The organism is Amycolatopsis sp. lyj-23 (assembly GCF_046549135.1).
Taxonomy (GTDB): domain Bacteria; phylum Actinomycetota; class Actinomycetes; order Mycobacteriales; family Pseudonocardiaceae; genus Amycolatopsis.
Map to the genome: position 1 here is coordinate 151,390 of NZ_JAJPWN010000004.1, position 26,911 is coordinate 178,300.

25 protein-coding genes are annotated in these 26,911 nt (G+C 71.0%); 12 read left to right on the forward strand and 13 right to left on the reverse strand.

Going from position 1 to position 26,911, the window contains the following annotated elements:
* Positions 1-43: 43 nt before the first annotated feature.
* The 3 genes from ACLJPY_RS10060 to ald form a co-directional block, all read right to left on the reverse strand.
* Positions 44-925 (reverse strand): ABC transporter permease subunit, encoded by an 882-nt coding sequence (locus tag ACLJPY_RS10060; protein ID WP_410587754.1) that lies wholly within the window; start codon positions 923-925, stop codon positions 44-46.
* Positions 925-1,971 carry an ABC transporter ATP-binding protein gene (locus ACLJPY_RS10065; RefSeq protein ID WP_410587755.1) on the reverse strand — a complete coding sequence of 349 codons (1,047 nt, stop codon included), beginning with the start codon at positions 1,969-1,971 and terminating at the stop codon, positions 925-927. The genes ACLJPY_RS10060 and ACLJPY_RS10065 overlap by 1 nt, the downstream gene beginning before the upstream one ends.
* 506 nt (positions 1,972-2,477) lie before the next feature.
* The gene (gene ald, locus ACLJPY_RS10070; protein WP_410587756.1) at positions 2,478-3,593 is read right to left on the reverse strand and encodes an alanine dehydrogenase; all 1,116 of its coding nucleotides are present in this window, start codon (positions 3,591-3,593) and stop codon (positions 2,478-2,480) included.
* 173 nt (positions 3,594-3,766) lie between these two features.
* Here ald and ACLJPY_RS10075 point away from each other — a divergent pair, with 173 nt between their 5' ends.
* On the forward strand, positions 3,767-4,702 hold the full coding sequence (locus ACLJPY_RS10075) for a zinc-binding dehydrogenase (RefSeq protein ID WP_410587757.1): 936 nt from the start codon (positions 3,767-3,769) through the stop codon (positions 4,700-4,702).
* Positions 4,703-4,786: 84 nt separating this feature from the next.
* Here the strand turns inward: ACLJPY_RS10075 and ACLJPY_RS10080 are convergent, their stop codons facing one another.
* Both ACLJPY_RS10080 and ACLJPY_RS10085 read right to left on the reverse strand, forming a co-directional pair.
* Entirely contained in the window at positions 4,787-5,704 is a 918-nt protein-coding gene (locus ACLJPY_RS10080) for a zinc metalloprotease (protein WP_410587758.1), read from the reverse strand.
* Positions 5,705-5,868: 164 nt separating this feature from the next.
* Entirely contained in the window at positions 5,869-7,425 is a 1,557-nt protein-coding gene (locus tag ACLJPY_RS10085; RefSeq protein ID WP_410587759.1) for a PucR family transcriptional regulator, read from the reverse strand.
* A gap of 50 nt (positions 7,426-7,475) precedes the next feature.
* Between ACLJPY_RS10085 and ACLJPY_RS10090 the strand changes: the two genes are divergently transcribed.
* Positions 7,476-8,096 (forward strand): class I SAM-dependent DNA methyltransferase, encoded by a 621-nt coding sequence (locus ACLJPY_RS10090; RefSeq protein WP_410587760.1) that lies wholly within the window; start codon positions 7,476-7,478, stop codon positions 8,094-8,096.
* Between the two features lie 9 nt (positions 8,097-8,105).
* On the opposite strand, the gene rdmE is transcribed toward ACLJPY_RS10090, so the two are convergent.
* Positions 8,106-9,656, reverse strand: a complete 1,551-nt coding sequence (gene rdmE, locus ACLJPY_RS10095) for an aklavinone 12-hydroxylase RdmE (protein ID WP_410587761.1) — start codon at positions 9,654-9,656, stop codon at positions 8,106-8,108.
* Positions 9,657-9,827: 171 nt separating this feature from the next.
* On the opposite strand from rdmE, the gene ACLJPY_RS10100 reads away from it, so the two are divergent.
* Both ACLJPY_RS10100 and ACLJPY_RS10105 read left to right on the forward strand, forming a co-directional pair.
* The gene (locus ACLJPY_RS10100) at positions 9,828-11,132 is read left to right on the forward strand and encodes a bifunctional o-acetylhomoserine/o-acetylserine sulfhydrylase (RefSeq protein ID WP_410587762.1); all 1,305 of its coding nucleotides are present in this window, start codon (positions 9,828-9,830) and stop codon (positions 11,130-11,132) included.
* Positions 11,129-12,238, forward strand: coding sequence for a homoserine O-acetyltransferase (locus tag ACLJPY_RS10105; protein ID WP_410587763.1), 1,110 nt, complete (start codon positions 11,129-11,131; stop codon positions 12,236-12,238). The genes ACLJPY_RS10100 and ACLJPY_RS10105 overlap by 4 nt, the downstream gene beginning before the upstream one ends.
* Positions 12,239-12,253: 15 nt before the next feature.
* On the opposite strand, the gene ACLJPY_RS10110 is transcribed toward ACLJPY_RS10105, so the two are convergent.
* The 3 genes from ACLJPY_RS10110 to ACLJPY_RS10120 form a co-directional block, all read right to left on the reverse strand.
* Complete coding sequence (locus ACLJPY_RS10110) at positions 12,254-12,760, reverse strand: hypothetical protein (RefSeq protein WP_176175072.1); 507 nt, start codon at positions 12,758-12,760, stop codon at positions 12,254-12,256.
* A 49-nt stretch (positions 12,761-12,809) separates the two neighbouring features.
* Positions 12,810-13,397 carry a TetR/AcrR family transcriptional regulator gene (locus ACLJPY_RS10115; protein WP_410587764.1) on the reverse strand — a complete coding sequence of 196 codons (588 nt, stop codon included), beginning with the start codon at positions 13,395-13,397 and terminating at the stop codon, positions 12,810-12,812.
* Positions 13,398-13,468: 71 nt separating this feature from the next.
* On the reverse strand, positions 13,469-13,936 hold the full coding sequence (locus ACLJPY_RS10120; RefSeq protein WP_410587765.1) for a hypothetical protein: 468 nt from the start codon (positions 13,934-13,936) through the stop codon (positions 13,469-13,471).
* A gap of 281 nt (positions 13,937-14,217) precedes the next feature.
* Between ACLJPY_RS10120 and ACLJPY_RS10125 the strand changes: the two genes are divergently transcribed.
* The 4 genes from ACLJPY_RS10125 (at position 14,218) to ACLJPY_RS10140 (ending at position 19,868) form a co-directional block, all read left to right on the forward strand.
* Positions 14,218-14,988, forward strand: a complete 771-nt coding sequence (locus tag ACLJPY_RS10125; protein ID WP_410587766.1) for an SGNH/GDSL hydrolase family protein — start codon at positions 14,218-14,220, stop codon at positions 14,986-14,988.
* Between the two features lie 127 nt (positions 14,989-15,115).
* Positions 15,116-16,729: a carboxyl transferase domain-containing protein gene (locus ACLJPY_RS10130; RefSeq protein ID WP_410587767.1), complete on the forward strand. Its 1,614-nt coding sequence runs from the start codon at positions 15,116-15,118 to the stop codon at positions 16,727-16,729.
* 2 nt (positions 16,730-16,731) lie between these two features.
* Positions 16,732-18,717 (forward strand): biotin carboxylase N-terminal domain-containing protein, encoded by a 1,986-nt coding sequence (locus tag ACLJPY_RS10135; protein WP_410587768.1) that lies wholly within the window; start codon positions 16,732-16,734, stop codon positions 18,715-18,717.
* Positions 18,714-19,868: an acyl-CoA dehydrogenase family protein gene (locus ACLJPY_RS10140; protein WP_410587769.1), complete on the forward strand. Its 1,155-nt coding sequence runs from the start codon at positions 18,714-18,716 to the stop codon at positions 19,866-19,868. Before ACLJPY_RS10135 ends, ACLJPY_RS10140 begins: the two co-directional genes overlap by 4 nt.
* A 43-nt stretch (positions 19,869-19,911) precedes the next feature.
* On the opposite strand, the gene ACLJPY_RS10145 is transcribed toward ACLJPY_RS10140, so the two are convergent.
* Genes ACLJPY_RS10145 through ACLJPY_RS10155 form a run of 3 tightly spaced genes read right to left on the reverse strand, consistent with a single transcriptional unit; the run spans position 19,912 to position 22,151 of the window.
* On the reverse strand, positions 19,912-21,267 hold the full coding sequence (locus ACLJPY_RS10145) for a hypothetical protein (RefSeq protein ID WP_410587770.1): 1,356 nt from the start codon (positions 21,265-21,267) through the stop codon (positions 19,912-19,914).
* Positions 21,264-21,599, reverse strand: coding sequence for a hypothetical protein (locus tag ACLJPY_RS10150; RefSeq protein WP_410587771.1), 336 nt, complete (start codon positions 21,597-21,599; stop codon positions 21,264-21,266). The genes ACLJPY_RS10145 and ACLJPY_RS10150 overlap by 4 nt, the downstream gene beginning before the upstream one ends.
* A gap of 15 nt (positions 21,600-21,614) precedes the next feature.
* Positions 21,615-22,151, reverse strand: a complete 537-nt coding sequence (locus ACLJPY_RS10155) for a YbaB/EbfC family nucleoid-associated protein (RefSeq protein ID WP_410587772.1) — start codon at positions 22,149-22,151, stop codon at positions 21,615-21,617.
* A gap of 145 nt (positions 22,152-22,296) precedes the next feature.
* On the opposite strand from ACLJPY_RS10155, the gene map reads away from it, so the two are divergent.
* The 4 genes from map to ACLJPY_RS10175 all read left to right on the forward strand — a co-directional run bounded on the left by map (position 22,297) and on the right by ACLJPY_RS10175 (position 25,643).
* Entirely contained in the window at positions 22,297-23,061 is a 765-nt protein-coding gene (gene map, locus ACLJPY_RS10160) for a type I methionyl aminopeptidase (RefSeq protein WP_410587773.1), read from the forward strand.
* A gap of 9 nt (positions 23,062-23,070) precedes the next feature.
* Entirely contained in the window at positions 23,071-23,583 is a 513-nt protein-coding gene (locus ACLJPY_RS10165; RefSeq protein ID WP_410587774.1) for a GNAT family N-acetyltransferase, read from the forward strand.
* Between the two features lie 59 nt (positions 23,584-23,642).
* Positions 23,643-24,488 (forward strand): SDR family oxidoreductase, encoded by an 846-nt coding sequence (locus ACLJPY_RS10170; protein WP_410588271.1) that lies wholly within the window; start codon positions 23,643-23,645, stop codon positions 24,486-24,488.
* Between the two features lie 99 nt (positions 24,489-24,587).
* A complete protein-coding gene (locus ACLJPY_RS10175) occupies positions 24,588-25,643 on the forward strand; it encodes an alpha/beta fold hydrolase (protein WP_410587775.1) in 1,056 nt (351 codons plus the stop codon).
* 48 nt (positions 25,644-25,691) lie between these two features.
* Here ACLJPY_RS10175 and ACLJPY_RS10180 read toward each other — a convergent pair whose 3' ends face one another.
* Positions 25,692-26,897 carry an acyl-CoA dehydrogenase family protein gene (locus ACLJPY_RS10180; RefSeq protein WP_410587776.1) on the reverse strand — a complete coding sequence of 402 codons (1,206 nt, stop codon included), beginning with the start codon at positions 26,895-26,897 and terminating at the stop codon, positions 25,692-25,694.
* Between the last annotated feature and the right edge of the window lie 14 nt (positions 26,898-26,911).

Consider the following 26,911-nt stretch of genomic DNA (forward strand, 5'->3'; position numbering starts at 1 on the left):
CACCTCGAGCAGCTCGAGGTGGCCTTCACGGGACGTGCGGGGACTACGTGATGTCGCGCTTCTGGTTGCCCGCCCAGCCGAGGCCGAAGAAGAGCATCGTCCACCCGAAGAAGATCAGCGCCGACGCCCACCACGAGATCACGCCCGGCGCGCCCGCCGCGAGCTGCAGGCCGAGCGCCGACCAGTGGTCGACGCCGCCCGGCAGGTTCAGCGAGTTGATCCCGAAGGCGTCCGCCGCGATCCCGCCCACGATCCCGTTGGCGGTGCCGTTCGGCAGGATGCCGCCCAGGATGTCGGCTGGCCCCCAGAGGGCGATGACCAGGACGTTCTCCACGATCAGGAACCACACCAGGAACAGCACGACGGCCAGCGGCACGCTGCGCAGCACCGCGCCGAACCCGATGCCGAACAGCGTCACCAGCACCGAGGCCAGCACCGTCCCGCCGAGCGCGGCCAGCCACTGCCCGGCGGACGGCCAGCGGCCCGAATCGACCGACGCCATCACGGCGATCGCCGAGACACCGAAGCTCACCAGGCCGTAGATCGCGCCCCACGCCACGTACGTGAGCATCTTCGCGGTCAGCGCCGTGACCCGGTTCGGTGCCGTGAGGAACGTCGTCGTGATCGTCTTGCTGCGGTATTCGCCGGCCAGTGCGAAAACGCCGAAGAGGCCCGGGATCAGCTGCGCGATGTTGACGCCGTGCGCGAACGCCAGCAGCCCGACCGGCAGCTTGCTCGCGTCCAAGCCGACCGCACCCGCGACCTCGCGGGCGTCGCTGGAGCCGATGAAGTCCGCGAAGTCGTTCGTGATCTTGCCCCACACGAACGTCAGCCAGAACGCCACCAGCGCGAGCGGGATCAGCAGCACCCACCACGTGTTCAGCGTGAGCGTCTTGCGGAACTCCGCCTTGATCAGGTTGCCCATCACTGCTGCGGTCCTCCCCAGTACTGCTGCTGCTGCGGACCCGACGGCGGGCCCTGCTGGTAGTGCTGCTGCGGCGGGTAACCGGGCGGCGGCGGCCCCTGGTACTGCGGCTGCGGCGGGTAGCCGGGCGCGCCGCCGGTGTACTGACCCTGGGTCAGCTGGAAGAACATCCGCTCCAGGTCGGCGTGCTCCTCCTGCATCCCGTAGACCGCGATCCCGGCCTTGGCGGCCAGGTCACCGATCTGCTGGACACTCGACCCGGCGACCGCGACCCGGCCGTCCGGCGTCGGCGACACCTGGTGGATGCCGTTGTCCTGCAACGCCTTCACGAGCGCGGCCGGGTCCGCGGGCTGCACCAGCACCCGCGACTGCTGGCCCTTGCGCAGCTGCTCCAGCGGGCCGTAGTACCGCGTGACGCCCTGGCTGATGATGACGACCTGGTCGATCAGCTGCTCGACCTCGTTGAGCAGGTGGCTCGACACCAGCACCGTCCGCCGCTGCTCCCGCGCGTACGCACGCAGGAAGTTGCGCAGCCACAGGATGCCTTCCGGGTCCAGGCCGTTCGTCGGCTCGTCGAGCACCAGCACCTGCGGATCGCCCAGCAACGCCGTCGCCAGCGCCAGCCGCTGCCGCATGCCGAGCGAGAACCCGCCCGCCTTCCGGTCCGCGGCGCTGCCCAGACCCACCAGGCCGAGCACCTCGTCCGCGCGCCGGTCCGGCACCCCGATGGCCGCGGCGTACACCCGGAGGTGGTTGCGCGCCGTCCGGCCCGGGTGGAACCCCTCGTTCTCCAGCACCGAACCCACCACCCGCGCCGGGTTCCCCAGCTGCGAGTGCGGCCGCCCGTTGATCGTCGCCGTCCCCGATGTGGGTGTCACCAACCCGAGCAACATGCGCAACGTCGTCGTCTTGCCGGCACCGTTCGGGCCGAGGAACCCCGTCACCGAACCCGGTTCGACCGTGAAGCTCAGGTTCTGCACGGCGTTCACCGCACCGAACTGCTTGCTCAGGTTCTGCACCACAATCCGGCCACTGCCGTCGTGCATACCGTCCCCTAACGTTCCCCGCTGATGCGGCGTCATCCTGCCCTACCGGCGCCGCGCGCGCGCACGGAACGGCCGGGAGCGACCTTCATCACTTTTCGCTACCGGCCGGTAGGGTCGGCGTCGCTCTGACCAGAGGGTTTCGATCACCCGGCAGATCATCTTGGTAAAGAATTCGTGCGACTTGCCGACCCGGTGCAGCGAAGTCGCCTGCCGCCCTCTAAGCTGGGTATCGGCGGCCCGCTCCCAGTGACCCCCAGGCTGGTTGAGCGGGTCGCCCCTTCGTCTCCTTCTTCGCGGCTTCGCCGCTCATGTCGACTTTGTCCTTTTGCCCGGGGGCCGAGCCCCCCGGACCCCCCACGGTGCCTCTCGCGCGGCTTTCGGGGGCTGCCGGGCATTGCTTTGTGCGCGGGTGGGTGTGCTGCCGTGGGGAACGGGGTTGGGTGAAAGGTGAAAAAGAGGAACGGGTCCCTGTCGTTGTGCGACAGGGACCCGCTCGGGTTAGGTGGCTATGCGAGGACGTTGGTCAGGGGGGTGTGGTCCAGGTTGTGGGCCAGGGCTACTGGGGCGTTTGTCAGGGCTCCGTTGTGGGTGTTGAGGCCCTTTGCCAGGGCTGGGTCTGCCTGGAGGGCCTGCTTCCAACCGTGGTCGGCCAGTTGGACTGCGTACGGGAGCGTGACGTTGGTGAGGCCGTACGTTGAGGTGCGGGGGACCGCTCCTGGCATGTTGGCCACGCAGTAGAACACCGATTCGTGGACCGTGTACGTCGGGTTGTCGTGTGTCGTGGGGCGCGAGTCGGCGAAGCAGCCGCCCTGGTCGATTGCGATGTCCACCAGGACGCTGCCCGGCTTCATGCGGGCGACGAGGTCGTTCGAGACCAGCTTTGGTGCCTTGGCGCCTGGTACCAGTACTGCGCCGATCACCAGGTCGGCCTGGAGCACCGCTTCCTCGACCGACAGGCGGTTCGACGTCACCGTGCGGATGCGGCCGCCGAAGTCGTTGTCGATCTGGCGGAGGCGGTCGACGTTCGTGTCCAGGATTTCCACGTCCGAGCCGAGGCCCAGCGCGACGCGGGCGGCGTTGAGGCCCGCGACTCCGCCGCCGATGACGACGACGCGCGCCGGGTGGACGCCGGGGATGCCGCCGGGCAGCACACCGCGGCCGCCGCTGGGCTTCATCAGCGAGAACGCGCCGACCTGCGGGGCCAGCCGGCCCGCGACCTCGGACATCGGGGCGAGCAGCGGCAGTGCGCCGCTCGCGGTCTGCACCGTCTCGTACGCGATCGCGGTGGTGCCGGCGGCCAGCAGCGCGTCGGTCAGCGGGCGGTCCGCGGCGATGTGCAGGTAGGTGAAGAGGACCTGGTCGCGCTTGAGGCGCCCGTACTCCTCGGCGATCGGCTCCTTGACCTTCAGGACGAGCTCGCCTTCGGCCCAGGTCTCCTCGGCCGTGGCGAGGATCTTCGCGCCGGCGGCGACGTACTCCTCGTCGGTGATGGACGAGCCCACCCCGGCGCCGGTCTCGACGAAGACGTCGTGCCCGCGCCCGACCAGCTCGTGCACCCCGGCGGGGGTCAGCGCGACCCGGTATTCGTGCTTCTTGATCTCACGGGGAACGGCGATACGCACGGTCGGCCTCCTGGGTCGGTCTGCGTCCGGATTCGGGTGCGGTGTTGCCACTCACGGTGAACCACCCGGACGGCGGTGTCATCGTGCTGTCCGGACAGTTCTGGGCGGTATTCGTGGTGCTGCGCGGACAAGGTGCTTGACCTCGACTTCACTTGAAGTTGCAGCGTGGTGGCATGCGTGCGGTGTGGATGAAGGAGTTCGGCGGTCCGGAGGTCCTGGTGCCGGGGGAGGCGCCGGACCCGGTGCCCGGGCCGGGCCAGGTGCTGGTGGAGGTGGCGTTCGCGAACACCACGTTCGTCGAGACGCAGTTCCGGGCCGGGGCGCCGGGGCCCTTCCGGCCTTCGCTGCCGGTGATCCCGGGCAACGGCGTCGGCGGGGTGATCAGCGCGGTCGGCGCGGGGGTGGACCCGGGGCTCGCGGGGCAGCGGGTGGTCACGTCGACGGGCGGCTCGGGCGGGTACGCCCAGCGCGTCGCGGTCGACGCGGCGGCGGTGTTCGAGGTGCCGCCCGCGCTCTCGCTCGACGCGGCGGTGGCGCTGCTCGCGGACGGCCGGACGGCGACCGGCCTGGTGCACGCGACGGGGGTGCGCCCGGGCGATCGGGTCCTCGTCGAGGCGGCGGCCGGCGGGGTCGGCGGCCTGCTCGTCCAGCTCGCGAAGGCGGCGGGTGCGACGGTGATCGGCGCGGCGGGCGGGCCGGCGAAGGTGGCGCGCGTGCTCGGGGCGGACTCGGTGGTCGACTACCTGCGGCCGGACTGGACGTCCGCGGTGGGCCCGGTGGACGTCGTGTTCGACGGCGTGGGCGGGCCGATCGGCACGGCGGCGTTCGGCCTGCTGCGCCCGGGCGGCCGGATGGCGGTCTACGGCCTGGCGGGCGGTTCGTGGGCCGAAGTGTCCGAAGAGGACGCCGCGGCGCGGGGCGTTTCGCTGGTGCGGTCGATCGGTTCGCCCGGACAGCTGCGGGCGTTCACGGAATCGGCGCTGGCCGAGGCGGCGGCGGGGCGGCTGGAACCGGTGATCGGGCAGCGCTTCCCGTTGGAGAAGGCCGCCGACGCCCACGCGGCGATCGAGTCGCGCACGACGGTGGGGAAGACGTTGCTGGTCGCCTGAACGGCGGCCGCGCACCGGGGAAGCCCGTGAAGGCCACCTCGAGCCGAGGTGGCCTTCACGGTTTCCGCCGCGGGATGCGGGGACTCAGGCGCGGTAGGCCGACCAGGCGCTCTGCATCCGCGAGGTCTGCCCCGCGGTGAACTCGTACATGCAGCTGTCGTAGCTGTAGTCCATGAAGTTGTGCACCGGGTCCTTGCCCGCCGAACTGCAGGTGTCCTTGTTCGTGGGGCAGCCCGACGTCGCCGTCGCTTCGGCCGGGGTGTCCGACACGTAGTCGCCCGAACCGGAGCAGCCGCCCTGGAACGTGTGGTACAGGCCCATCCAGTGGCCCACCTCGTGGGTGGCCGTGTCGCCTTCGTTGTAGTTCGTCGCCGAACGGCCCGGGAGGGACTCGTCGAGGATGACCACGCCGTCGAGCTTCGGCTGGCTGTTGTAGCTGGACGGGAAGGTCGCCCAGCCGAGGAGGCTGTCGCCGAGGTTGGCCGTGTAGATGTTCAGCGCGTTCTTGCCGCCCTTGCGCAGCGCGTTCTTCATGTTGCGCTCGGCCGAGGTGCCGTCGGTGATGCCGTTGTACCAGGTCGAGTTGTTCGTGTAGTCGGTGCTGACGAGCGAGAAGCTGAAGCCGCTCGACGCGTACGCGTTGTTCAGGACCGAGATCTGCTTGGTGATCGTCGCCGCCGGGAGGTTCCCGGTCGAACCGCTGGTGATCACGTGGAAGTACACCGGGATCGAAACCGCCGCCGCCTGCGCCGTGACCGCCGTGCGCTTGCCGGCCAGCTTGCTCTGCAGGTCCGCTTCCATGCGGGCCGCTTCGGCCGGGGACACCGTGTCGGCGTGGCCGTCCTTGCTGCGGTCCGCGGCGTGCGCGGGGGTGAAGCAGTCGCCGCTGGGCGCCGCGACGGCGCTGCCGGCTCCCGCCGCCGGGACGACCAGCGCGACCAGGGAAAGCGCGGAGACCGCACCCAGCTTGACGGCCCGACCGAACCGCTCCGAACTGCTCATGGACGAACTCCTCTGCCACGACCCGGCTACCCCGGGTGGTGAAGAGAAGGTGCGGCACCCGATCCGGGTGAATCCACCATCTTTCGGTGGGAAAAGACAATCGGAACGATCGGCGCGATCCATGCGGAGTAGTGCATAAGTCGCGCGTTGCGCCGAACGGCCCATCAGCTCCAGCGCAACGCGACCAGCTGGGTCAGCAGGGCCAGCCGGACGTCGGGGTCGTCGAGGTCCAGCGGCACGAGCTCGAGCAGCTTCCGCATCCGGTACCGCAGGGTGTTCGGGTGGATCCGCAGCTCGCGCGCGGCCGCCCGCGGGTCGCCGGGGTGCCGCAGCCACGCGTACAGCGTCTCGACGTGCCCCGCCTTGCCCGTGCCGTCGTGCGCGCGCAGGGTGTGCAGCGGACCGAGGTCGGTGACCCGCGCCGCGACCGCCGCCGTGGCCCCGCGGTGCAGCGTCAACGCCGTCCAGGCTTCGTCGAAGGCGATCACGCGATCGGTGAGGATTTCGGCGCGCAGCAGGCCGAGGGCCTCGTCGGCCTGGGCGCGTGACGTCGAAAGGTCGCCGATCCCGCCGGGGGAGCCGGCCGCCGCGCGCGGGGCGCCGCCGCGCCGGGTCGCCGGCTGCACGGCCAGGGCCTGCCGCAGCTCGGCCCAGCCGCCCGGGCCCGGCCGGTCCGGCACCACGGCGTAGAGCAGGCCGGCGAGCTCGGTCGCCACCGGGCGGCTGCCGATGCCCTGGGAAATCCGCTCGAGCAGGGCGAGCCGCAGGCCCTCGGTGTCGCGCCCGTCGCCGCCGGTGACCTCGATGACGACCACGCGGTGCGGCTCGTCGGACAGGTCCAGCTCGGCCATCGCCTTCCGCGGGTTCGCGCTGCCCTCCAGCACCGCGCGCAGGAGCTCGGCCGACGCGCGGCGCTGCGCGTCGGTGTGCGCGCGGCGGCGCAGCAGGTGCAGCGCGACGACCGGGGCGGCGTCGGCGAAGGCCGCCGCCCGCTCGTCGGACACCGGCCCGGCGACCACCGCCCACATCGAGCCGAGCAGCTCGCCGCCCATCCGGATCGGCACGATCAGCCGCGGCAGCGTGCCGTCGCGCTGGGCCGGGACGAAGATCGTCTGCCGCCCGCGCGACAGCTCCCGGAACACCCCGCGCGACCGGAACCGCGCGAGGACGTCGTCGGGGATGCGCCGGCCCATGATCGTGGCGACGCGGGCGGGGTCGGTCAGGTCCTGGCGCGCGGAGTAGGCGAGCACGCGCGAGTTGGTGTCCTCGATGGTCACCGGCGCGTCGACGACGCTCGCGACGGCGTCGGCCAGCCGGAACAGGTCGCCGGAACCGGGGTCGAGGTCCTCCGACTCGTCGGCGAGGGCGTCGAGCACGGTCCGCAGCAGCCAGACCAGCTGCGCCCACGACGTCGCGGCGTGCACCTGGACCAGCGCGATCCCGCTGGCCTTCGCGGCCCGCTTCACCGCCGGTTTCGCGGCCAGCGGCGGCTTGAGCAGCACGGCGGCGGCGCCCTGGGCGGCGCTCTGCTTCACCAGCTCGGCGGCGTCTTCGGGGCCGGTCGTGGCGACGCCGAGCACGAGGTCGCCCGCCGAGAGCGTGAGGGTCCCGCCCGGTTCGGCGATGACGACGTCGGCGACCGCGGGCGAGTCTTCGGGCACCTGGAGCGCGTGGAGCAGCGTCGGCCCCACCCGGTCGACCACGCTGCGCACCGAAACCACGAGAGCATTCTCGCCGAGAAAGCCGGGAAAGGCTCGGTAGGGTCGGCGGGGTGAGCGATGCCCGGCGGATCGTGGAAAGCGGTTACGACAGCGTGGCCGAGCGGTACCTCGAGTGGAGCGCGCGCATCCCGGACGACCCGCGGCGGCGGTTCGCCGCGGAGCTGCTCGCCCGGCTCGACGACGGCGCCCCGGTCCTCGACCTCGGCTGCGGTGCCGGGGTACCCAGCACCGCAGCGCTCGCGGAACGGCACGACGTCCTCGGCGTCGACGTCTCGGAGGCGCAGCTGGCACTGGCGCGGCGGAACGTCCCGGGCGCGCGGTTCGAGCGGGGCGACATGACCGGGCTGTCCTTTCCGGACGGCAGTTTCGCGGCCGTGACGGCGTTCTACTCGGTGCTGCACGTGCCCCGCGAGGAGCAGGGCGCGCTCTTCGCGCGGATCGCCGCCTGGCTGCGCCCCGGCGGGTGGTTCCTGGCCGCGCTCGGGTCCAGCGAGGCGAACGGCGTCGAGGACGCCTGGCTCGGCGCGCCGATGTTCTTCAGCAGCCACGCCCCGGCGGAAAACCGGCGCCTGCTCGAAGCGGCCGGGTTCACGCTCGAGCTGGACGAAACCGTGACGATGCAGGAGCCGGAGGGCCCGGCGACCTTCCACTGGGTGCTCGGCAGGCGCTGAGCGGCGCGGCTAGCGGGACAGGACCGCCGTCAGGACCCGCCACAGCTCGCCGGCCGGGTCCTCGGCCGGTTCCGGGGACCGCCACGCGACGACGCCGTCGGGACGCACCAGCGAAGCGCCGCCGTCCGAAAGGCCGTAGCGGGCGGCGAAGACGTCATCGTCGATCGTGTGGCAGTCGAGGCGGACGCCGAGCTCGGCCGCGATGTCCGCGGCGGCCGGCTGCCAGCGCGTGCCGTCGGCGGCGCACAGCAGCACCCACGAGTGCCCGAACAGGTCCACAGTGGACTCCAGGCCGGGTGCCCGGAAGCCCGGCCGCCCGGTCGGGGCGTGCACGTCCTCGACGCGCTCGCCGTCGTCCGGCTCCTCCGCGAGCACCGCGGCCGAGCGGTAGCGGAAGCCGAGCACGATACCGAGCTGGTCCTCGGCCTTCGTCAGGCCGGAGACGTCGAGGTCGGGGTGCATGCGCTGCTTCATGTTGTGCAGCGACGTGTCGATGACCATCCGCGCGATCGGCTTCCGCTCGGCTTCGTAGGTGTCGAGCAGGGCCGGGCCCGCTTCGCCGCGCAACACCGCGGCGAGCTTCCACGCGATGTCCGCCGCGTCGCCGACCGCCGTGTTGCCGCCCATCCCGCCGGTCGGCGGCGTCACCTTCGCGGCGTCGCCGATCAGGAAGACCCGCCCCGCGCGGAACCGGTCCGCCAGCCGCGCGGCCACTTCCCACGAGCCCGTCCAGACGATCTCCGGCTCGAGTTCCGGCAGGTCGGTGGCGGTGCGGAGCATCGCGACGAGCCGGTCGTGGGTGAAGTCGGCGGGGCTCTCCCCGCGGTCCGGGAAGTAGTCCGGGGCGAAGACGTACCGGTTCGGCAGGTCCGTGGTGACGAACGCGGCGGTGAAGTCCGGGTGCTGCAGGTAGCACAGGTCCGACAGGCCGGGGTGGACGCGGTCGCCGAGGTCGGCGTCGAACACGACGCCGAGGCAGTGGCTCAGCGCGTCCAGCCCGGTGGTCCCGATGCCGAGCCGCTGCCGGATGCCGCTGCGCCCGCCGTCGGCGGCGACGACGTAGTCCGCGCGCACCACGGTCTCCTCGCCGGAATCGCGGTGGCGCAGCGTCGCGGTGACGCCGTCTTCGTCCGGCGCCAGGCCGGTGAGCTCGGTCCGGAACCGCACCCGCGCGCCGGCCTTCTCCGCGTGCGCGAGCAGGATCGGCTCCACGACGTCCTGGCCCGCGAGGCCGGCGGGCAGCGTCGTCGACGCCGAGACGTCGAACTCGCTGCCGTCCTGGACCAGCCGGTGCAGCACCCGGCCGGCCAGGCTGGTCGCGACGGTGATCCGCAGGCCCTGAGACGCCCGCGGGCTCGCCGTCCGCACTTCACGGTCGATTCCCGCCCAGTGGAACAACTCCATCGTGCGCCAGTTCTGCCCGGCGGCGCGCGAGTGGACCGACGTCCCCGCGTGCCGCTCGACCGTCAGCACGTCCACTCCGGCCTGCGCCAGGAACAGCGACGCCGACAACCCGCCCAGCCCGGCCCCCACGACCAGCACCTGTACTCGCTCAGACACAACTATCTCCCCACCTGTGAGTCTCCCTTGCTCAATATCTTAGACACAAAGAGATCTGTCGGGCAAGGCGATTCGGCTCCCAGGACGTGGGAAAGGTTGGGTAGGCCGTTCGGCCCAAGTAGCTTCGTTCCGGCAGCCCTGACGAACCCTTGAGCCGCAAGGAGAAAACCGATGACCGAGACTTCGGCGTGGTCCTTCGAGACCAGGCAGATCCACGCGGGTGCCGCGCCGGACCCGGCCACGGGGGCCCGCGCGACGCCGATCTACCAGACGACGTCGTACGTCTTCCGCGACAGCCAGCACGGCGCCGACCTGTTCAGCCTCGCCGAGCCCGGCAACATCTACACGCGGATCATGAACCCGACCCAGGACGTGCTGGAGCAGCGCGTCGCTTCGCTCGAAGGCGGCGTCGCGGCGCTGGCGTTCGCGTCCGGTTCGGCCGCGACCACGGCGGCGATCCTGAACCTCGTCGGGGCGGGCGACCACTTCGTCTCGAGCCCGTCGCTCTACGGCGGCACCTACAACCTCTTCCACTACACGCTGCCGAAGCTCGGCATCGAGGTCACCTTCATCGAGGACCAGGACGACCTCGAGCAGTGGCGCGCTGCGGTCCGGCCGAACACGAAGTTCTTCTTCGCCGAGACGCTCGCCAACCCGGGCAGCAACGTCCTCGACATCCGCGGTGTCTCCGACGTCGCGCACGAGGCCGGTGTCCCGCTGCTGGTCGACAACACCATCCCGACGCCGTACCTGGTGCGCCCGATCGAGCACGGCGCCGACGTCGTGATCCACTCGGCCACCAAGTACCTCGGCGGCCACGGCACGACGATCGCCGGTGTCCTGGTCGACGGCGGCACGTTCGACTTCGGCAAGAACCCGGAGAAGTTCCCCGGCTTCAACGAGCCGGACCCGAGCTACCACGGCCTGAAGTACTGGGAGGCGCTCGGCCCGGGCGCGTACGCGGCCAAGGCGCGCGTGCAGCTCCTGCGCGACACCGGTGCGGCCATCGCGCCGCTGAACAGCTTCCTGATCCTGCAGGGCATCGAGACGCTGTCGCTGCGCATCGAGCGGCACGTCTCGAACGCGCAAGCGCTTGCGGAGTGGCTCGAGCAGCGGGACGAGGTCGAGAAGGTCTACTACGCCGGCCTGCCGTCGAGCCCGTTCCACGCCGCCGCGCAGAAGTACCTGCCACGCGGCGCGGGCGCGGTGCTGTCGTTCGAGCTGCGCGGCGGGGTCGAGGCGGGCCGGAAGTTCGTCGACGGGACGGAACTGCACAGCCAGCTGGTGAACCTCGGTGACGTGCGCAGCCTGATCGTGCACCCGGCGTCGACCACCCACAGCCAGCTGACGCCGGAGGAGCAGCTCGCCAGCGGGGTGAAGCCGGGCCTGGTCCGGCTGGCCGTCGGGCTGGAGGGCATCGAGGACCTGAAGGCCGACCTCGAAGCCGGATTCCGGGCGGCCAAGGCGGAACTGTGACCGTTACCGGCGCCTGGCGGGTCGGTGACCCGCCGGGCCGCCGGGAGTTCGTCACCGGCCCGGGTGCGCTCGCGCTCGAGGCCGGTGGCGTGCTGCCGTCGTTCACCCTCGCGTACGAGACGTGGGGGACGCTGGACTCCGACGCGTCCAACGCGATCCTCGTCGAGCACGCGCTGACCGGGGACAGCCACGCGGCCGGCCCCGCCGGGCCCGGGCACCCGAACGCGGGCTGGTGGGACGGGCTGATCGGGCCGGGGAAGGCCGTCGACACGAACGAGTTCTTCGTCGTCGTCCCGAACGTGCTGGGCGGCTGCCAGGGCTCGACCGGGCCGTCGTCACCCGATGCCGGCGGGACGCCGTGGGGCAGCCGGTTCCCGGCGGTGACGGTCCGGGACCAGGTGGCGTCGGAGGCGGTGCTGGCCGACCACCTCGGCGTCGACCGCTGGGCGGCCGTCATCGGCGGCTCGATGGGCGGGATGCGGGCGCTGGAGTGGGCGGTCACGCTGCCCGCCCGGGTCGCTTCGGTGCTGGTGCTGGCGTCGACCGCGCGGGCGTCGGCCGACCAGATCGCCTGGGCCGCCCCGCAGCTGCACGCGATCCGCAGCGACCCGTGCTTCCACGGCGGCGACTACTACTCGGCGCCGGCGGGCCCGGTGGCCGGGCTCGGCATCGCGCGGCGGATCGCGCACGTCACCTACCGCAGCGAACCCGAGCTGGCCGAGCGGTTCGGCCGCCTCCCGCAGGACGGCGAGGACCCGCTGCGCGGTGGCCGGTTCGCCGTCGAGTCCTATTTGGACCACCACGCGGAGAAGCTGGCGCACCGCTTCGACGCCAACAGCTACCTGGTGCTGACCGAGTCGATGAACACCCACGACGTCGGCCGCGACCGCGGCGGCGTGGCGGCGGCGCTGGGCCGCGTGACGGCCCGGGCGGTGATCGGCGGCGTCGACAGCGACCGGCTGTACCCGCTCTACCAGTCGGCGGAGATCGCGGCCGGCATCCCCGGAGCACCGGAGTCGTCGGTGGTGACGTCGCCGTACGGGCACGACTCGTTCCTCATCGAGACCGGTCAGATCGCGGCCCTGGTGAAGCACCTGCTCGGGTGACCCCGCTTGAGGGCCCTAGTCCGAGACGGCCTCGGAGATCCAGGGCGCCACCGGCAGGTCGCGGTCCAGGCACTCCACCGACAGCCGGATGGTCCAGCGCAGCGCCTGCAGGACGAGGCTGTCGACCTCGTCCGGCGCCGCGTTGGCGAGGGCGATCTCGACCTGCTCCTGTGCGGCTTCGGTGTTGCCGTGGACCTCGGCGAGCAGCGTCCGGACCGCCGTCCGGACCGGTGGGTCGGCCTGGTCGATCGAGACCTCTTCGCCGTCCTCGTCGAACACCTGGACCTTCACCGGGGCGCTGCCGCCGTCGCCGAGGGTGGCGACCATCGCGCTGCACTCGCCGAAGAGCAGCAGCATGAGGGCCTTCGTCTCGTCCGCGCGGGCCTGCGGCTCGGCGGCCGACGGGGCGACCTCGCCCAGTGCTTCGGCGTCGTCACCGAGGCTCAGCGCGGTCAACGCGCGCTGAGCCTTCTCGACGAGCCGGCGCTCCTGCTCGCTCCAATCCGGGTCCACGTGCCCCATCAAACACCACCCGGGCGCTCGTGGGGATACCTTGATCCGTTGAGGGCCATCAGGCCGCGCGAAGGGCACCCAGCGCGAGGCGGCAGAGCAGTTCGGCGAGTTCGACGTCACCGAGATGGCGGTTGTACGGCGTCGAGTTGATCAGTCCGAACACGGCGTGTGCCGCCGACCGCGCCTGCCGTTCACCCAGGTCCGGAACGGCTTCGCGGATCACCCGCACCCACACCTCGACGTACTGGCGCTGGAGCGCGCGCACCTGCTTGCGGTCGGCGTCGGTGAGGTTGGCGAGGTTCCGCTCCTGAACGGTGATCAACGCGGGGTGCGCGAGCGCGAAGTCGACGTGGAACCGCACGAGACCGGTCAGCGTGTCGTCGGGCTCACCGGGCCGGGCGGCCCGCGCGGTGCCGCCGTCGAGCAGGTAGCGGCTGATCGAGTTCAGCATCTCGCCGAGGATGGCGTCCTTGCTGCGGAAGTGCCGGTAGAGCGCCGGGCCGGAGATGCCGACGGCGGCCCCGATGTCGTCGATGCCGACACCGTGGAAGCCGTGGTGGGCGAACAGCTCGGCGGCCGCGGACAGGATCTGTTCGCGCCTGCTCGCCTTCTCGCCGTTCACGAGAGGGGTGGGGTTGGCCGGCATCCGGTCAGTTTAGAGCGACAGGTTAGCGAGCGCTAACGTCCGCCGTTCCGGACCGGCTGCCGGCCGCCCTGTCACACGTTCGGTGACGTCCCCAGGGCCACGCCCTTGGCGAAGCCCATCGAGTTCACCGGGCTGCTCTGGGCGAGCGTCCGCCCGAAGCACACCGACCACGAGTTCGCCGCGACGCCCGACGACGCGCACGTCCAGACACCCAGCGCGGTCCCGGACGAGGTGTACAGGTCAGCGGACGCGTCCACGGAGAAAAGGGCGGTCCGGTTGTTGCGCACGATCACCGCCGCCTGGACGGCGCCCCCGCCCACGGACCTGATGGCGCACACCTGGGCGGCCACGCTGGTGGCGACCGTCTTCGAGCCGGCGCAGTGCCAGGTGGCGGAGCTGGAGGTGATCGGGTTCGTGTTGCCGTAGGGGTGCCAGGAACCGGTCTCCGCGGCCGCGGCGGTGCCCGTGGTCGTCAGGACCAGCCCGAGGCCGGCGGCGATGGTGGTCAAGCCGGCGAAGGCCTTGCGTGCGAACGCCATCGGAAGTTCCCCTCTCGTCGAGCCCCGGTCGTTTCCGGAGGCTTCCGCGGGTACTCGCCTGAGGGGGGCGCCCGGTTTAGCCGGAAAACCGGCCGGTTCGCTCGAGACCCGCTGACGAACCGCTGGGGTTTCACACTTCCGGTGTGGGCCGAGTGGGTACCTACCGGTAACCAGGGGTTCCTTGGCAGGCTTTCACCTGCTGTCCTATTCGGGTCGGCCCTGTCACAGAGGAGTGACCCATGGCTGTTCCCACCCGTAATTTCCGGCGATCCCTCCTACGGTTGAGCACGGCCCTGGGGGCCGTTGTCGTTGCCACTCTCGGTGTCACGGGCCTCGCCCACGCCGCCGGGACCGTCTACGCCGCACTCGGCGACTCCTACTCCTCCGGGGTCGGGGCCGGCAGCTACGGCAGTTCCGGGAGCTGTTACCGCAGTTCCAAGGCCTATCCGCAGCTGTGGGCCAACGCCCACAGCGGAACCTCCTTCACGTTCCTCGCCTGCTCCGGTGCGAAGACCGGGGACGTGATCAACCAGGCGAACTCGATCCCTTCGTCGGCCACGCTCGTCACGGTGACCGTCGGCGGGAACGACGCCGGGTTCAGCGACGTGATCACCACCTGCACCCTGGGCAGTGACTCCGACTGCGTGAACCGCGTCAACACGGCCAAGACGTACGTCAACAACACGCTGCCGCCGCTGTTGGCCAACACCTACAACGCGATCAAGGCCAAGGCGCCGGGCGCGCAGCTCGTCGTCCTGTCCTACCCGCGCTTCTACACCGTGCCCGGCTCCTGCTGGGTCGGGCTGAGCGACACCAAGCGGACCGCGATCAACTCCGGCGCCGACACGCTGGCGTCGGTGATCCAGTCGCAGGCGGCTTCGGCGGGGGCGACCTTCGTCGACGTCCGGCCGTCGTTCGTGGGGCACAACATCTGCTCCTCGGCCGACGACTACCTGCACAGCCTCACCTGGCCGGTGATCGAGTCCTACCACCCGACCGCGGCCGGGCAGTCGGGCGGCTACTACGCCCCGCTGCGGGCGGCGATCGGCTGAGCGCACCCACCGACGGCCACCCCGGTCCGCCGGGGTGGCCGTTCGCGCGTTGCGGCGACTGGACACCCACGTTAGCGGTCGCTAACATCGGAGCGGAGGTTAACGACGGCTAACTTCGAGGGAGCCCATGGACACGCCGGCACTGGGGACTACGGCTGCCCCGGACAGCGAGGCCTACGCCCGCAACGCCACATCGCACGCGGAGCTGGTCGAGGACCTCCGCAAACGCTTGGCGAGCGCCCGGCTCGGCGGGCCGGAGAAGGCCCGCACCCGGCACGTCGAGCGCGGCAAGCTGCTGCCCCGCGACCGCGTCGACACGCTGCTGGACCCGGGTTCGCCGTTCCTGGAGCTGTCCCCGCTGGCGGCGAACGGCCTCTACGACGACGAGGCGCCCTCGGCGGGCATCATCACCGGCGTCGGCCGGGTCTCGGGCCGGGAGTGCGTGGTCGTCGCCAACGACGCCACCGTCAAGGGCGGCACGTACTACCCGATGACGGTGAAGAAGCACCTGCGTGCCCAGGAGGTCGCCCTCCACAACAACCTGCCGTGCGTCTACCTGGTGGACTCCGGCGGCGCGTTCCTGCCCCGGCAGGACGAGGTCTTCCCGGATCGTGAGCACTTCGGCCGGATCTTCTACAACCAGGCCACGATGTCGGCGCGCGGGATCCCGCAGATCGCCGCCGTGCTCGGATCCTGCACCGCCGGCGGCGCGTACGTCCCGGCGATGAGCGACGAAGCCGTGATCGTCCGGAACCAGGGCACGATCTTCCTCGGCGGCCCGCCGCTGGTGAAGGCGGCGACCGGCGAGGTCGTGACGGCGGAGGAGCTCGGCGGCGGTGACGTCCACGCCCGCCAGTCCGGCGTCACCGACCACCTGGCCGACGACGACGCGCACGCGCTGCGGATCGTCCGCTCGATCGTGTCGACGCTCGGGCCGCGCGCCCCGCGGCCGTGGGACGTCCTGCCGACCGAGCCGCCCGCCGTCGACCCGGCCGAGCTGTACGGTGTCGTGCCGACCGACCCCCGGGTGCCCTACGACGTCCGCGAGGTGATCGCCCGGATCGTCGACGGCAGCCGGTTCGGCGAGTTCAAGAAGGAGTACGGGTCGACGCTGGTCACCGGGTTCGCCCGGATCCACGGCCACCCGGTCGGCATCATCGCGAACAACGGCGTGCTCTTCGCCGAGTCGGCGATGAAGGGCGCGCACTTCATCGAGCTCTGCGACAAGCGCTCGATCCCGCTGCTGTTCCTGCAGAACATCACCGGCTTCATGGTCGGGCGCGCGTACGAGGCCGGCGGCATCGCCAAGCACGGCGCGAAGATGGTCACCGCGGTGGCCTGCGCGCGGGTGCCGAAGCTGACCGTCGTCATCGGCGGCTCCTTCGGGGCGGGCAACTACTCGATGTGCGGCCGGGCGTACTCGCCGCGGTTCCTCTGGATGTGGCCGAACGCGCGCATCTCGGTGATGGGTGGCGAGCAGGCCGCTTCGGTGCTCTCGACGGTCCGCCGCGATTCGATCGAGGCGCGCGGCGGGGAATGGTCCGCCGAGGACGAAGAGGCGTTCAAGGACCCGATCCGCGAGCAGTACGAGGCGCAGGGCAGCCCGTACTACTCCACCGCGCGGCTCTGGGACGACGGCGTCATCGACCCGGCGGACACCCGCACGGTGCTCGGCCTCGCGCTGTCGGCCGCGGCCAACGCACCCCTGTCCGATGTCAACTACGGCGTCTTCCGGATGTGAGCATGTTCGACTCAGTGTTGGTCGCGAACCGGGGCGAGATCGCGGTCCGGGTCATCCGCACGCTGCGGGCCCTCGGCATCCGCGCGGTCGCCGTGTACAGCGACGCGGACGCCGATGCTCGGCACGTCCGCGAGGCGCACACGGCCGTCCGCATCGGCCCGGCGGAAGCCGCCCGCAGCTATCTGGACATCCCGGCCATCGTGGACGCGGCGGTGTCTTCCGGGGCGCAGGCCGTGCACCCCGGTTACGGCTTCCTGGCCGAGAACGCCGAGTTCGCGCGGGCCTGCGAAGCCGCCGGGCTCGTGTTCATCGGACCGCCGGTCGCGGCGATCGACGCCATGGGCGACAAGATCCGCGCCAAGGCCACGGTGTCGAAGGCCGGGGTCCCGGTCGTACCGGGTACGTCCGATGTGGACATCCCGGACGGCGGCTTCGCCGAAGCCGCCGCTGAAGTCGGCTACCCGCTGCTGCTCAAGCCGTCGGCGGGCGGTGGCGGCAAGGGCATGCGGCTGGTGCACGCGCCCGAAGAACTGGACGCGGCGATCGAGTCCGCGCGCCGGGAAGCCAAGGGCTCCTTCGGCGACGACACGCTGCTGGTGGAGCGGTTCGTCACCACCCCGCGGCACATCGAAATCCAGGTGCTGGCCGACACGCACGGCCACGTCATCCACCTCGGCGAGCGCGAGTGCAGCCTGCAGCGGCGGCACCAGAAGATCATCGAGGAAGCGCCGTCGGTGCTGCTCGACGAGGCCACGCGCGAGAAGATGGGCTCGGCCGCGGCCGAGGCCGCGCGGTCGGTCGGGTACGTCGGTGCCGGGACCGTCGAGTTCATCATGTCGGCGAAGAACCCGGACGAGTTCTTCTTCATGGAGATGAACACCCGCCTGCAGGTCGAGCACCCGGTCACCGAGCTGGTCACCGGCCTGGACCTCGTCGAGTGGCAGGTGCGGGTGGCCGCCGGGGAACACCTGACCGTCGAGCAGGAAGACGTCGTCCTCAATGGACACGCCGTCGAAGCGCGGGTGTACGCCGAGGACCCGGCGCGCGGGTTCATCCCCACCGGCGGCACGGTGCTGGCGGTGCACGAGCCGGCCGGTGACGGCGTTCGCGTCGACTCCTGGATGACGCCGGGCGCGGTCGTCGGCTCGAACTACGACCCGATGCTGGCCAAGGTGATCGCGTGGGGCCCGGACCGGGCGGCGGCGCTGCACCGGCTGGACCTGGCGCTGGCCGACACGGCGTTGCTGGGCATCGGCACGAACACGGCGTTCCTGCGCGGGTTGCTGGCCGACGCCGACGTCCGCGCCGGCCGCCTCGACACCGAGCTCGTCGACCGGCGGCTGTCCACTTTGGTCTCGACCGAGGTGCCCGCGGAGTTCTTCGTCGCGGCGGCGCTGGACCGGTTCCTGGAGCTGCAGCCCGCCGGGCCCGTGGTGGACCCGTGGGACGTGCCGGACGGCTGGCGGATGGGCGGGTCCGGCGGCGTGACGTTCCGGTTGAAGTCGGGCACCGCGCACGCGGTGGTCCGGGTGCAGGGCACTCCGTCGGCCGCGACCGTGTTCGTCGACGACGCTTCGCCGGTGCACGTGTCGGCCCGGCGCGACGGCGACGTCCTCGAGGTCCGCCACGCGGGCGGCTTCCACCGCTACCGCCAGGCCTGCGGTCCGGATCGGACGGTCTGGCTCGCGCGCGACGGCCTGAGCTTCCCCTTCGGGGAGCAGGAGTTCGTGCTCGCCTCGCGCGGCGAGGTGGCCGGCGCGGGCCCGGTCACCAGCCCGATGCCGGGCACGGTGCTCGTCGTCAAGGTCGTCGCGGGTGACGTCGTGAAGGCTGGGACGCCGTTGCTGGTCGTCGAAGCGATGAAGATGGAGCACACGGTCACCGCGCCGATCGACGGCGTCGTCAGCGAACTCCCCGTCCGGGCCGGCCAACAGGTCGCGCTGGACGAAACCCTTGCCGTCGTTACGCCCCAAGAGGAGCAGCAGTGATCGACTTCCGCCTGGACGAGGAGTACGAGTCCCTCCGCAAGACCGTCGAGGACTTCGCGCACGCCGAAGTCGCGCCGGTGATCGGCGAGCTGTACGAGAAGGAAGAGTTCCCGTACGCGATCGTCGCGAAGATGGGCGAGATGGGCCTGTTCGGCCTGCCGTTCCCCGAGGAGTTCGGCGGCATGGGCGGCGACTACTTCGCGCTGTGCCTGGCGCTGGAGGAACTGGCCCGGGTGGACTCGTCGGTCGCGATCACCCTCGAAGCCGGCGTCTCCCTCGGCGCGATGCCGATCTACCGCTTCGGCTCCCAGGAGCAGAAGGAGAAGTGGCTCCCTGACTTGTGCGCGGGCACCGCGCTGGGCGGCTTCGGCCTGACGGAACCGGGCGGCGGCTCGGACGCGGGGGCGACGCGCACGCGCGCCGCGCTGGACGGCGACGAGTGGATCATCAACGGCAGCAAGGCGTTCATCACGAACTCGGGCACGGACATCACGCGCCTGGTCACGGTGACGGCCGTGACGGACGTGATGGAAAACGGCCGCAAGGAGATCTCGGCGATCATCGTCCCTTCGGGCACGCCGGGCTTCGCGGTGGCGCCGAAGTACTCCAAGGTCGGCTGGAACTGCTCGGACACCCACGAGCTGTCCTTTTCGGACGTCCGCGTCCCGGCGGAGAACCTGGTGGGCCGGCGCGGCCGCGGGTACGCCCAGTTCCTGTCCATTCTGGACGAAGGCCGGGTGGCGATCGCCGCGCTGTCGGTCGGGCTCGCGCAGGGGTGCGTGGACGAGTGCCTCAAGTACGTGAAGGACCGGGTGGCCTTCGGCAAGCGGATCGGCGAGTACCAGGCGATCCAGTTCAAGGTGGCGGACATGGAGGTCCGCACGCACACCGCGCGCCTGGCGTACTACCAGGCGGCGTCGAAGATGCTGCGCGGCGAGCCGTTCAAGAAGGAGGCGTCGATCGCGAAGCTGGTGGCCTCCAACGCGGCCATGGACAACGCACGCGACGCGACGCAGATCTTCGGCGGGTACGGGTTCATGAACGAGTTCCCGGTGAGCCGCTTCTACCGCGACGCGAAGATCCTCGAGATCGGCGAGGGGACGAGCGAGGTCCAGAAGATGCTGATCTCGCGGCACCTCGGCGTGGCCTGAGCACCGTGCGGGGCACCTCGGCCGAGGTGCCCCGCACGGTGCGTCACTGCGGTTGCTGCTGCTTCTTGTCCTCTTCCGCCCAGGCGGCTTCCGCCTGCATCTGGATGTCGGTGAGGCCGCGGTCGACCTGCACGATGTCCTTGCCCGCCCAGCCCACGAAGTTCTTCGAGCTCTTGGCGTCGGACAACGCCTTCAGCATCGGGTAGTACTCCGGGTGGTTCTTCTTGATCCAGTCGTCGGCGAACTTCATCTTCTGGTAACTGTCGCCGAACTTCGTCTTCAGCCAGTCCTCGTGCTTCTTGATCGTCGAGACGTCGTGGTCGCTCAGGTGCGACTTCGGCGGGGCCGGCTTCGGCGCGGGCGCCGGGGGCGGCAGCGGCCGCGAGAAGTTCGGCGTCGTCCCGTCGCCCGGCGGCCGCGTGCTCGGCGTGGCGCCCCCGGTGCCGGGGGTGTCGTGGGTGACCGCGGTGCCCGGCGGGGGCAGTGGCCGGGAGAAGTTCGGGACCGTGCCGTCGCCCGGGGGCCGGGTGCTGGGCGTCGCGCCTCCGCCCGGTCGCGGCGGCAGCGGCCGCGAGAAGTTCGGCACGGTGTTGCCGCCCGGCCGCGGCACCGGCGTCAGCTCGTGGCCCGCGCCCGACGCGCCCGGCTTCGGCTTGACCAGCTTCGACAGCTGGGTGAGCCGCGCCATCGTGCGTCCGGCGTAGGCGACGACCTTGGCGAGCTTGGCCGCCATCGCCGCGACCTGCACCGACACCTGCACGACGATCTTGCTCACGCCGACGGCGATGGACGCGCCGAAGGTGAACGCGGCCATCGCGAGGGCGATCAGCATCGTGGAGATGATGTCGCCGAGGATGGTCGTGATGATGTCGCGCAGCAGTGCGCGGACCGCGGCGATCAGCGCCCCGGTGGTCTCGACCATGTAGCCGGCGACGTCGGACGCCTTCGCGTTCGCGTCGATCCAGCCCTTCCGGTCGTCGATGGACTTCTTGAAGCTGTCGTAGCCCTTGCCCTGCCACTGGGTGATCGTCGACTTGAGCGTGTCGTCGAGCTGCGTGCCGGTGTTGCGCAGCGACTCGCCGATCTTGTGCAGCTCGTTGGCGACCTTGGTGACCTCCGACGGGTTGCCCGCCACCTGGTCCAGCGGCCACTTCAGGAACGAAACGTGCTCGATCAGCCAGCCGAGGCCCGCGGCGATCAGCTTCGCCAGCGGGTCCATGGCGAACGCGACGGTGTCCAGCGCGGCGCTGACGATGTTGATGCCGAGTTCCACGCCGACGGCCGCGAGGTCGCCGCCGTGTTCGGTCTGGACCTTGCCGATCGAGTCGCCGACCTGCTTCCAGCTGTCGAAGACACCGGCGCCGGTCGTGGAGTTCGACGCGGTGATGGGAACGGTCACTTGCCCAGCTCCGTCTCGAAGGTGCTCAAACCCTGCGCGGTGTTCGAGTCGTGGGTCGCGTACGTTTCGGCGGCTTTTTTGACGTCCGCGGCGGATTTGCCGATGTCGCCGGCGAGCTTGCCGATCTCGCCGGCGATGACGCCCATGGTGATCCGCGAGGGCACCGCGAGCACCTGGGCCAGCAGGATGCCGAACGCGGCGTTGTCGAACCCGTTGGCGGCCTGCACCCGGTTCGCGGCGTCCTGCACCGCCGGCTGCGTGGTGCCCGACAGGAACTGGCTGAACTTCTGCAGCTCGGCCGGGTCGACCGAGAAACCTGCTCCGGAAACCACCGGTCCTCCTCCGTACTACCAGGGGTTGCTTTCGCCGTCGTCCTCGTCCGGCGCGGGCCGGGGACGACGGCGCGGCGGCTGCCCGCGCTGCGGTTGCGGCGGGGCCGGCGGGCGCTGCGGCGGCGCGGACGGCCGGTCGTCGGCCTCCTGCTCCGGCATGAACACGTCGCTCTTGTCCGGGGGCGGTCCGGCGTCCGGCTCCGGGGCGGGCAGGAACTCCTCCAGCAGCTCGCGGGCGGCCGAGTTCTCGCCGACCATGCCGCCGAAGGCCTCGGCCACCTCGGCCGAGACCTTCTGCTGCGCCCGGCCGATCAGCTGCAGCACCAAGCCGGACAGGGCTTGCGGGGGCCGCTCGTACGCGCGCGGGCCGAACTTGAGGTCCTGCAGGACGCCGCTGGGGCCGACGGTCACCGAAACCGCCCCGTCCGGGGACTGCGCGGTGGCGACGGCGGAGCGGAGTTTTTCCTGGGCGGCCGCGGCTTTCGCCCGGATGTCGTCGAGTTCGGCGCCGAACGCGGCGAGCGGGTCGCCGCCGGGCACTGACTGGGTCAATTTGTCCCCGTCGCGAGAGAGGTCGTGAACGGGTGAAGTCAATCAGCGCCGGTTGAACTCCGGATGACACGGACGGAGCCGACGGTTGAACGCCCCCAGGACGGGCGCACTGGACAGCGATAACTATACCGGTATAGTTATCGCCATGGTCGAAATCAAAACGGAGTCCGAGCTGGCGATGATGCGGGAAGCCGGCCGGGTGGTGGCGAACACGCTGCACGCGGTCAAGGAGGCCGCTGCGGTCGGCGTCTCCCTGCGCGAGCTGGACGACGTCGCCGCCCACGTCATCAGCGAAGCCGGTGCGAAACCGTCGTTCCTGCACTACCAGCCGAGGTCCGCGCCGACGCCCTACCCGAACGTCCTGTGCGCCAGCGTCAACGACGTCGTCGTGCACGGGATCCCGACGGCCTACCGCCTCCGGGACGGCGACCTGGTGAGCATCGACTGCGGCGCGATCCTCGACGGCTGGAACGGCGACGCGGCGATCAGCTTCGTCGTCGGCACGGCCGACCCCGCCGACCTCGCGCTCATCGAGGCCACCGAGCGGGCCCTGCAGGCCGGGATCGCCGCCGCGCAGCCGGGCGGGAAGCTCGGCGACATCTCCCACGCCGTCGGCGTCGCCGGGCGCGCGCAGGGGCACGGCATGCTCGACGACCACGGCGGGCACGGCATCGGCCGCGCGATGCACGAGGACCCGCACCTGCCGAACGAAGGCCGGCCGGGGCGCGGGATGCGGCTGAAGCCGGGGCTCGTGCTGGCGATCGAGCCGATGCTCACCCGGGGCGGCGACGCCTACCGGTACGCCGAGGACGGCTGGTCGATCCACACGGCCGACGGCAGCCGGGCCGCGCACGTCGAGCACACCGTCGCGATCACCGAAGCCGGCCCGCGCGTGCTCACCCTGCGGTAGACAGGGGGAATGGACAACACCGTCATACGATCGGGTGATTCCGGGGACGTCGACACGCTGCTGCGTTTCTTCGACGAAGCGGTCGAATGGCTGGTCGCGCGCGGCAGTTCGGGGCAGTGGGGGACCGAGCCGTGGAGCCGCGTGCCGAAGCGCGTCGAGCGGGTCAAGGGCATGGCCGCGGACCCGGGCCTGCGCATCGCGGTGGTCGACGGCGAGGCCGCCGGCGCGCTGATCGTTTCGGAGGAGCGCGACCCGCACGTGCCGGCCGTCGACGAGCGTGAGCTGTACATCCGGCTGCTCATCACGTCCCGGCGGTTCACCGGGCGGCGCGTCGGCGGGCGCCTGGTCGAGTACGCGCTCGACGAGGCGCGGCGGCGCGGGATCGGCCTCGTGCGCGTCGACTGCTGGGCCGGCGGTGACGGCGAACTCCAGCGGTACTACGAGAGCCAGGGGTTCAGCCCGACCGTCCGGTTCCGCGTCGAGGACTGGTCCGGGCAGGTGCTGGAGCAGCGCGTGGGGTAGCGCTCTTCCGGTTCGGGGGCGACACTGTTGACACGGTGCCAACAGACGAAGGGGTCGCCATGGAACTCGCGGGCAAGGTCGTCGTCATCACCGGCGGCGGGCAGGGGATCGGCGCGGCGACCGCGTCGGCGCTGGCCCGGCTGGGCGCGCGGGTGGTGATCGGCGACCTCGACCAGGTCCGGGCCGAGAAGACCGCCGGCGAGCTGGGCGCCGACGCGTTGCCGCTGGACGTCACCGACATCCGCGGGTTCACCAAGTTCCTCGACGAGGTCGAGCGCCGCCACGGCCGGATCGACGTGCTGGTCAACAACGCCGGCATCATGCCGCTCGGCAACCTGGACGAGGAGAGCGACGCGACCACCCGGCGGCAGCTGGAGATCAACCTGCACGCCGTCATCCACGGCACGCGCGAAGCGGTGAAGCGGATGCGGCCACGGCGGTCCGGGCACATCGTCAACGTCGCTTCGTTCGCGGGCAAGGCCGGCTTCCCCGGCGCGGCGACTTACTGCGCCACCAAGCACGCGGTCGTCGGGCTGTCCGAAGCCGTGCACCTGGAGCTGCACGGCAGCGGCGTGCACGTTTCGTGCGTGATGCCGGCGATCGTGCGGACGGAACTGGCGAGCGGCCTCGGCGAAGCGAAGCTGTTCAAGTCTTCGCGGCCGGAAGATGTGGCCGACGCCATCGTATCCACGCTGCGGAAGCCTCGTTTCGACGTCTACGTGCCGCGCTCGGTGGGTACTATGGGCAAGCTCACCCGGCTGCTGCCGCGGCGGTTCGGCGAAGCGCTCTCGCGAGCGCTCAAGGCGGACCGGCTTCTGGCTTCGGCGGCCCATTCCCCGGCCCGCGCGGCCTACGAAGCCCGTGCGGCGGAGAGCGGGCCCGGGGTAGCTCGAACGGACCAGTGACTGTCCGAAATAGACGTTTCGGCTGGGCGTTGGGTGTTGAGTCCACCCGCCCGGCCCGGCAAGATTGCTCCCGGATCGGTTCTCCGGGAGGCTCGAGCAATGGTTTCACCACCCGCACGGCTGGCGGCCGCGGCGTCGAACGTGGTCGGCAAGGTGCTGCACGGCGGCGTCGCCGACCTGCGCCCGATGCCGCGGGTGCTGATCGACCAGGGGCCCAACCGCTCGCTGTACCGGATGACCCACCGCGGCGGCACGGTGTCCGGGCCGCCGATCCTGCTGGTGCCCCCGCTGGCGGCCCCGGCGATCTGCTTCGACCTGCGCCGCGGCTGCAGCCTCATCGAGCACCTGATCGAGGGCGGCCGCAACACCTACCTCGTCGACTACGGCGTGGTGGCGTTCTCCGACCGCCGCCTGGGCATCGAGCACTGGATCGACGAGGTGCTCCCCCGCGCGATCCGGCGCGTGAGCCTCGATGCGGGCGGCCAGGACGTGCACCTGGTGTCGTGGTCGCTCGGCGGGATCTTCTCCCTGCTGGTGAACGCCGACCGCCCGGACCTCCCGATCGCGTCGATCACCGCGATCGGCTCACCGGTGGACTTCACGGCGATCCCGATCGTGGCCCCGTTCCGCCCCTTGGTCGACCTGACGAACGGCCACCTGCTCACGCCGATTTATCGAGTGTTCGGCGGCGCACCGTCCTATTTGGTCAGCCGCGTCTTCCGCGCGACGGGCATCAGCAAGGAGATCACGAAGCCCCTGGCCATTTTGAGGAACCTCGACGACCGGGACTACCTGGCCCAGATCGAGGCGGTCGACCACTTCATGAGCAACATGTACGCCTACCCGGGGCGCACGTTCGGCCAGCTGTACCACCGCCTGTTCCGCACGAACGACCTGGCGGAGGGCAAGGTGGACCTGAACGGCCGGATCATCTCGCTGTCATCGGTCCGCGTGCCGACGCTGGTGGTGGCGGGCGAGAACGACACGATCGCGCCGAGGCCGTCGGTGGAGCGCGTGGTGGAGTTGCTGGACAAAGCCCCGGAGGTGCGTTTCAAGACGGCCCCGGGCGGGCACTTGGGCGTGCTGACGGGCCGGAAGGCGCGTGGGACGACTTGGCGGTACTTGGACGAGTTCCTGGACGATCAGATTTCTTGAACGCGGTGAAGGCCACCTCGATGGACTCGAGGTGGCCTTCACCGTTTGTCACTTGAGTTCGGCGGACGTTTTCCCGAGGATCCGCCTCGCGACGATCAGCTGCTGAATCTGCTGCGTCCCCTCGAAAATATCGAGGATCTTCGCGTCCCGAGCCCACTTCTCGAGCAGCGACTCCTCGCTGTACGCCCCGGTCAGTTCGACGCACTTCAGCGCGATCTCCACCCCCGAGCGCCCCGCCTTGGCCTTCGCCATCGACGCCTGCAGCGAGTTCGGCTTGCGGTTGTCCGCCATCCACGCCGATTCCAGCGTCAGCAGGTACGCCGACTCGTAGTCCGCCTCCAGGCGCAGGAACTCCGCCGCCGCTGCGTGCTGGGCGTTCGGCGGGCGGTCGTAGTCGATCGGGATGCCGGCCGAGGTGAGGATCTTGCGGGTCTCGTCCAGGGCGGCGCGGGCCACGCCGATCGCCATCGCCGCCACGAGGGGACGCGTGTTGTCGAACGTCTGCATGACGCCCGCGAACCCCTTCTTCGTGTCGATCTCCGGCGTGCCCAGGAGGTTTTCGCGCGGGACGCGGCAGTTCTCGAAGCGCAGCACCGCCGTGTCTGAGGCGCGGATGCCGAGCTTGTGCTCGGTGCGCACCACCTCGAAGCCCGGCGTGCCCTTCTCCACCACGAACGACTTGATCGCCGCCCGGCCCTTGCTCTTGTCCAATGTCGCCCAGACGACCACCGCGTCCGCGCGCTCACCCGACGTCACGAAGATCTTCTCGCCGTTCAGCACGTAGTGGTCGCCGTCGAGGCGGGCCGTCGTGCTGACCGCCGCCGAGTCGGAGCCGAAGCCCGGCTCGGTGATCGCCATCGCGGCCCACATGCCCGAGAACCGCTCGAGCTGCTCGTCCGTGGCCACCGAGCTGATCGCCGCGTTGCCCAGGCCCTGGCGCGGCATCGACAGCAGGAGTCCGACGTCGCCCCAGCACATCTCGATCGTGCCGAGGACGACGTTCAGGTTGGCGCCGTTGCGGTTCCCCTTGGCCGAATCGTCCGCGCCGGAGCGGCGGACGCCGGCCGCGCCCGCGCCGCCCTCGCCGGAGGAGTTCAGCCCGTCCAGCAGCGCCGCGAACATGTCGAGCTCGGTCGGGTACGTGTGTTCCGCGCGGTCGTACTTGCGCGAGATCGGCCGGAACACCTCGGCCGCGGCCTGGTACGCCTGGTTGATCAGCGCGCCGGCCTTCTTGGGGACTTCCAGGTTGATCATGACTTGCCTTTCCC